Consider the following 6538-nt stretch of genomic DNA (forward strand, 5'->3'; position numbering starts at 1 on the left):
TTCTAATAAACTTGGAGTGTTTAAAGCATATCAAAAACTAGAGCGTAGTTTTCATGAGATTGAATTAAGAAATAAATTTAATGAGTTATATGGAAAATGCAAGGAAGAAGCAGAGGAAGTTTATAAAAAATACATTAAAGTATGTGGACGGTTTAAGAAAAGCATGCGAGAAGCCGGGAGTATATATGTCAAGCTGAGAAAGGAAAATGAGGAATTAACTAACAAACTGAATTCGTTGTTAGACCAGCAAAAAGATGAAAATATGAGTCATAAACCAGCTAAAAAAAGTATAAAAACATCAACAGGTAAGAGTTTTAATGGCGTACATTGTAGCGATAATTTGTTAGAAGATGTTTCAGGGCAAGATTGTGAGAATTATATTAACAAATTCGGGACTTGATATAATCCATTCCCTGAAAATAAAATAGATGGATATCACCGTAGCCAGTGATATCCATCTATTTGGAATATGTATTTCAATAAATGCTTTCAGTAAGTTCTTTTAGCAGTATTTCTCTGCGTTCCTGCATGTTTTTTATCGTTTTTTGCTTCACATGCCCAAAACCACGGATTTGATCGGGTAAAACAGCGAGCTTCTGACAGATCTCCATGTTATTGCTATTTAATTTTTCTATAAGTAGATCAATTAATTGTTCATACTCGGAGAGTAAATCCCTTTCTTGTTTCCGCTCTTCCTGATAACCAAAGATATCAAAAATAGTACCGCGCAATGGTTTACAGGCAGCGAGAAAACGAAAAACAGGAATTATCCATGAGCCATACTCCCGTTTTCCTCTTTCACCAGTTCTGGGATCTTTACGATTGAAAAACGGTGCACTGAGGTGAAAGCGGATCTTATCCGTCTTATCAAATTGTGAACGGAGCTTATCCAAGAACCCGGTTTTGACGTAAAGGCGGGCAACTTCATATTCGTCTTTATAGGCCATTAGTTTGAATAAGTTTTCTGCGATAGATCTCGCTAACTTTTCGGCATCAATTTGCTGTGTAACCTGTTGGATTTGAGCAATACGGCTGAGATAACGCAGTGCATATTTTTCATTCTGATACTCAACCAGAAGCTGGTATCGGTGTAAAATCAGGTCATCCAGTGTCTTGATAGTTTGTTTTGGTTCAACATGCAGAGAATTATTCAGGATATCTGGGTGTACGGTCGCAATTCTACCGATATGTAAAGCGCGTCGAGCATTCTCTATGACATGATTTGTTATGGCACTTTTCTGTATAGCCTGCTCGATAGAACTTAGATTGATTGGGATTTTACCAAGCTGCCAGGCGTAGCCGATTAAAACGATATTAGTTTGATTTCTGTCCCCAACCAATTCGGCTGCAATCTGCTCGGCATCAATGGATTGTAATGTCCGGCAATGCTGGCGGAGAGTATCCTGTATTCTGGTTTGATCTAAACTGAGTGTCGGATTTCTCAGCATGGCACCGATTTGCGTCTCATGGGTATTCAGTACACAATTGGTTTTTGATTTTGACATTACTTCCAGTGAATTTTGCCCTGTGACAGTGATTAAATCAGCCGCAATAGCAAGATCAGCACGTCCCCGATCAATTCTGACCTGATGCAATTGTTCGGCATTCTGACTCAATCGAATATGGGTCATTGCTTCACCCCCTTTTTGAGCGAAGCCTGTAAAATCAAGCAGATTAACAGCATATTTTTCTATTTCGGCAGCAAGACCAAGCATATGACCAGCAGTAATGATGCCGTTTCCTCCGACACCCGCTAATAAAATTTCAAAGGGAGCATCGGCCATTTTTATTGTTGGTTCAGGTAGTTTAATCAGCAGGTTATCAATCTCTGCCTGCGACATTATTGTGCTGGGATCCTGCGCTGGATTGGCGTTTTCGATAGTAATAAAACTGGGGCAGAAGCCTTTCAGACAGGATAGATCTGAATTACAGACATGGTGATCTATCGCACGTTTAGTTCCCAGCGGTGTTTCAATCGGAATAACAGCAAGACAATTGGACTGAATTTGGCAATCACCACAGCCTTCACAAACGGCTTCATTAATCACTGCTCGCCTTTTTGCCTGTGGGATTAATCCTCTTTTTCTTTTACGGCGTAACTCTGTTGCACACATCTGCTCATAGATGATGACTGTCACGCCTTTGATATCCCGCAGACGTTTCTGTACATCTTCGAGATAATCCGACTGATAAATTTTGACATCGGCAGGGAGGCTATTCTGGCCTTTATATTTATCCGGGTTATCGGTGACGACTACAACTTCTTTCGCCCCTTCAGTCAGTATTAAAGAGGCAATTTGCTGGATTGTTATACTGCCATCAAGTGCCTGTCCGCCTGTCATTGCAACGGCGTCATTAAATAACAGTTTATAGGTGATGTTGCTGTCAGCAGCGATGGACTGACGAATGGCTAAATGCCCTGAATGGAAGTAAGTTCCGTCTCCCAGATTTTGAAATACATGGGAGCGATTGATAAAGGCGGAATGGCCTATCCAGTCAACGCCTTCTGACCCCATCGCTGTCAGGCCATAACCCGTACTACGATCCATCCATGCTGCCATTACGTGACATCCGATACCGATTTGTGCCTGACTACCTTCAGGCAGACGGGTTGAAGTGCTGTGGGGGCAGCCAGCGCAGAAATAAGGTGTCCGTTTGGGAAGCGTGATATCGTGTAATGTCGTCTGGGCAGTCCATTCCAAAGGAACAGCAAGAAATAAGTCGAATTTTTTTAGCCAATCTGCCAAAAGAGGGGCAAGCAGGGAAGGGCGTAACTCCATATCCGTAGAGACTAGTTTGTTGCCGAGATGATCGTGTTTCCCAATCAGATTAATTTGTCGTGGCAAATTAATGAGATGCTGAGCGAGATGCAGTTCAACAACAGAGTTTTTTTCTTCAATAACAAAAATATCAGAAACCTGTGATGCCATCTCGCTGAGAAGTGGTGATAAAGGATAAATCAGTCGAACATGGAGAAGAGCAACGCCGTTTTTTGCCAGCTCAGCAGGTGACAGGCCTCCGATGCGCAGTGCTTCCAGAACATCCTGATGAGCTTTACCAACGGTAACTAATAAGGCTCGCGGATGTTGGCATGGTGCGATGAGCTGGTCTATCGGATTGAGTCTGGCGAAGTCCTGAACAGCTTTCAGTTTATAGACCAGCCGTTGTTCTATTAAAGGGCTGGGAAGGTCCGGCCAGCGCCAGTGTAACCCATTTGGCCCGGGATCTATTTCCGGTATCTTATACTCAGGAAGAGTTTTCTCTCCCCTGATAGCACAGCTTTCCACGACTTCACTGATTGCTTTGAATCCAACCCATGTCCCGCTGGCACGGGAGGCTGCCCAGCCCCATAATCCTACATCATGGTAGTCAGATACCGACGCGGGATGTAAGACCGGCATACCCCATGATATTAGCGAGAGATCAGATTGATGTGACATAGAAGAGGATACGCATCCGTGATCATCGCCCAAAATAACCAGTACTCCGCCATTGGGTGAAGTACCATAGGCATTGCCATGCTTGAGTGCATCTCCGGAGCGATCAACCCCCGGACCTTTGCCATACCACATACTAAAAACACCGGTAACATTGCGGTCGGGGTCAGATTCAACTTTTTGAGTACCATAAATCGCAGTTGCTGCAAGATCTTCATTGATTGCAGGGTGAAAACGTATATTAGCCTGAGCCAGTTTTTTTTCGTTTTGCCATAATGCCTGATCCAGGCGGGCTAATGGTGAACCCCGATACCCTGAAACAAATCCTGCTGTATTGAGATTATGGCTTTTATCCAGCTCTGCCTGAGCGAGAAGAAGATCGACAAGAGCGTCATTGCCAGTAACAAATTTAGGTGGAGAGTATAGAGTCATATAATTCGGCCTTTACTTTAAGAGCATTACCGTTTGAGATACGACTAAAAATGGATCTAATCTATTTCCAGCAAATTATTCCGACAAGTACAAATCTTATTAGAGGTTAATTGTATATATTATGTTAATTTTTAGATAACATAATGTACCATATTGCAATGGCAGCGTTCTATAAACATATGCAAAGTATGCGGTATATACAGATTTGAATGTCTTTTGAGCGGTTGGTGTTGATGTATGGGTAAATGGCTTGCCATCTTTATCTGAGGCGTTCATAATAGCGCGCGTTCCTGAGATGCAGGAAGTTGATAGTTACGGGTGTTTACCGTAATTTCAAACTCAAGTTAAAGCATTTCTGGTTCACCATCAATAATGCGGGAATAGCTCAGTTGGTAGAGCACAACCTTGCCAAGGTTGGGGTCGCGAGTTCGAGTCTCGTTTCCCGCTCCAAATCAAATTTCCATTTTGTAAACTAGTCAATCGATCAATTAGTCGAATCTCAAACCTAATACAATAGGTAATGTAATTACTGCAAGCATTGTTTGCAACGTGATAATCGCTGACATTAACTGACTGTCTCCATTTAACTGGCGGGTTAAAATATAAGCTGTCGGCGCCGTAGGTATGGCGAAAAAGATAATCAGTAAGTTGATTTCCAACACATCAAGCTCAAATAAACAGCCAATAATACCGGCGACCAAAGGCATCAGTAATAATCTGGACAGGCTGTTAATGATAATTGGTTTTTTCTCTGTTCTTAGCATTGATGGCTGCAATGATGCGCCTATGCAAATTAACCCCAGAGGAAGACTCGCCCCTGCCAGAATTTTTAAAAATTGCCCTGAGCCGTAAGGCAAGCCAATATTAGTCAAATTGAGGGTTATCCCAATGAAACAGGCTAATATCAGAGGGTTTTTAGTAATTATCATGACAAACTGCTTAATTGATAACATCTTGATATCTGGTGTTAGTGCAAACACAGAAATTGCATTGCAAAGAGGAACCAAGATCGCGAGTATCAGCGACGCTACAGCGATCCCATGAGAGCCGAAAATATCTACCGTAATGGCTAATCCGAGATAAGTATTGAAACGCAATAACCCCTGTACATAAACACCAAAGCGTTGAGCCGGCCATTTGAGTAAAAACTTAATAACGATTAATGCCATTAAACCTGTGCTAATTACAACGAGAATGGCCAAAAATAGCTGTGGTAACTGAGGGTTATCCAGAGACGCCGTTGCCAGACTATTGATCAATAAAGCAGGAAAAAGCAGAAAATAATTAAGTTTCTCTGCTCCTTGCCAGAATAAAGGATTAAATGAGGTATTACGCTTTAGAATAAAGCCTAATAGTATCAGTGCAAACAATGGCCATAAGATGGTAATAATCTGATTCATATATTATCTTAAATTTTGCTACCTACCGTCTTCCGAGCTGCTTCTTTGCAGGTTATATCGAAATCCGTTGGTATATATCCCAATATAGTTTTTTAGCCGTACATTATTTTGTTATCTTTTTATTGGTCATAAAAATTCCTGCAATAATGAAAATTCCACCAATACATATAGATACAGTAAACGTTTCCTGTAAAAAGAGTACCCCGCCTAATATCGCTGTCAGTGGATTTAATGCAATAAAAACACCTGCTCTTGTGGCACCAATCTTACCAATGCCATCATAGTATAAAACATACGCAATAGCAGATCCGATGACGCCTAAATACGTCAGGCTTATCAAATCGCTCATGGATAAAGAAACTAATGCAGTAGAGTTAATATCATCCGTCACGAACGCTGTTATTGTTAACATTATTGCACCCGCAATGACGGAGTAAGCGACAGTATATAATGCACCAATTTCATTGATTGTTTTTCTACCGAAAACACTATAAATCACCCAGCTGATGACACATCCTAAAATAGAGATGTCACCAATTATATTACCTTTATTACTCAATAATGATGATAAATTGTTTCCGACAATAACGATCCCGGCACCAAACAAACAAAATGAAATCCCGATAGTTTTTATGGTGGACATTTTTTCTTTAAACAAAAAGTATGAGACTGTTGCTATCACTGCGGGATTTATTGCGACAATCAGAGAAGCTCTGGATGCATCAATATATTTCAGACCATAAAAAAAACAAAGGTTATAGACATAAATACCAAAGAAACCCAGCATGATAATATTTGCCATTTGTGACTTATTGATTTTGATAAATCCTTTTTTAGAAAAAGCGATAATCATTATTAGCACAAATGCTGCAAAAATAAACCTAACTGTAGCTGATAATAACGAACTGGTATCAGAAGATATAAACCTTCCTGCTATGAATGTTCCGCCCCATATAATGGAAACGATAGTTAACTTAATGTAGCTTGAATAATCATCTGGTTTTGTTGTCATACTTATTATCGCCTTGTGATGTTTTCTCACTTAATATTTTCGTTAGTAAATGATGATAATGAACTATGTTCTTGTCTGATTTTATATCAATTACATTATGTTATTGACGTTAGTCAACTCAGCATAGCAATATCATCATAAAAAACAAAGAGGAAAGACTATCTCTGGTGAGGCTTATTAGGCGTTAATGTTATTTAATGATAAGTAATCTATCTTTTTAACGTTTAATATTATTTTTACTGGTCAGATAAATTAAC

Annotated in this window: 4 protein-coding genes and 1 tRNA gene; 2 read left to right on the top strand and 3 right to left on the bottom strand. The window is 40.2% G+C overall.

The annotated features are described in order from the left end of the window. A partial coding sequence (locus AACX68_RS04710; protein WP_228860713.1) for a hypothetical protein occupies positions 1-400 on the top strand: 400 nt, incomplete at its 5' end. Between the two features lie 76 nt (positions 401-476). Here the strand turns inward: AACX68_RS04710 and AACX68_RS04715 are convergent. After that, entirely contained in the window at positions 477-3869 is a 3393-nt protein-coding gene (locus AACX68_RS04715; RefSeq protein WP_228860714.1) for an indolepyruvate ferredoxin oxidoreductase family protein, read from the bottom strand. Between the two features lie 374 nt (positions 3870-4243). On the opposite strand from AACX68_RS04715, the gene AACX68_RS04720 reads away from it, so the two are divergent. After that, positions 4244-4319, top strand: a tRNA-Gly gene (locus tag AACX68_RS04720). 38 nt (positions 4320-4357) lie between these two features. Here AACX68_RS04720 and AACX68_RS04725 read toward each other — a convergent pair. Beyond that, positions 4358-5269: an AEC family transporter gene (locus tag AACX68_RS04725; protein WP_228860715.1), complete on the bottom strand. Its 912-nt coding sequence runs from the start codon at positions 5267-5269 to the stop codon at positions 4358-4360. A 103-nt stretch (positions 5270-5372) separates the two neighbouring features. After that, a complete protein-coding gene (locus AACX68_RS04730; RefSeq protein ID WP_228860716.1) occupies positions 5373-6281 on the bottom strand; it encodes a DMT family transporter in 909 nt (302 codons plus the stop codon). Positions 6282-6538: the final 257 nt, after the last annotated feature.

Origin of the sequence: Xenorhabdus sp. PB61.4 (assembly GCF_963894935.1) — a bacterium.
Lineage (GTDB): Bacteria > Pseudomonadota > Gammaproteobacteria > Enterobacterales > Enterobacteriaceae > Xenorhabdus > Xenorhabdus stockiae.

Excerpts from the sequence above, each read along its gene's own strand:
- AACX68_RS04730 (WP_228860716.1), bottom strand. The coding sequence starts at position 6,281 with ATGACAACAAAACCAGATGATTATTCAAGCTACATTAAGTTAACTATC.
- AACX68_RS04715 (WP_228860714.1), bottom strand. The coding sequence starts at position 3,869 with ATGACTCTATACTCTCCACCTAAATTTGTTACTGGCAATGACGCTCTT.
- AACX68_RS04725 (WP_228860715.1), bottom strand. The coding sequence starts at position 5,269 with ATGAATCAGATTATTACCATCTTATGGCCATTGTTTGCACTGATACTA.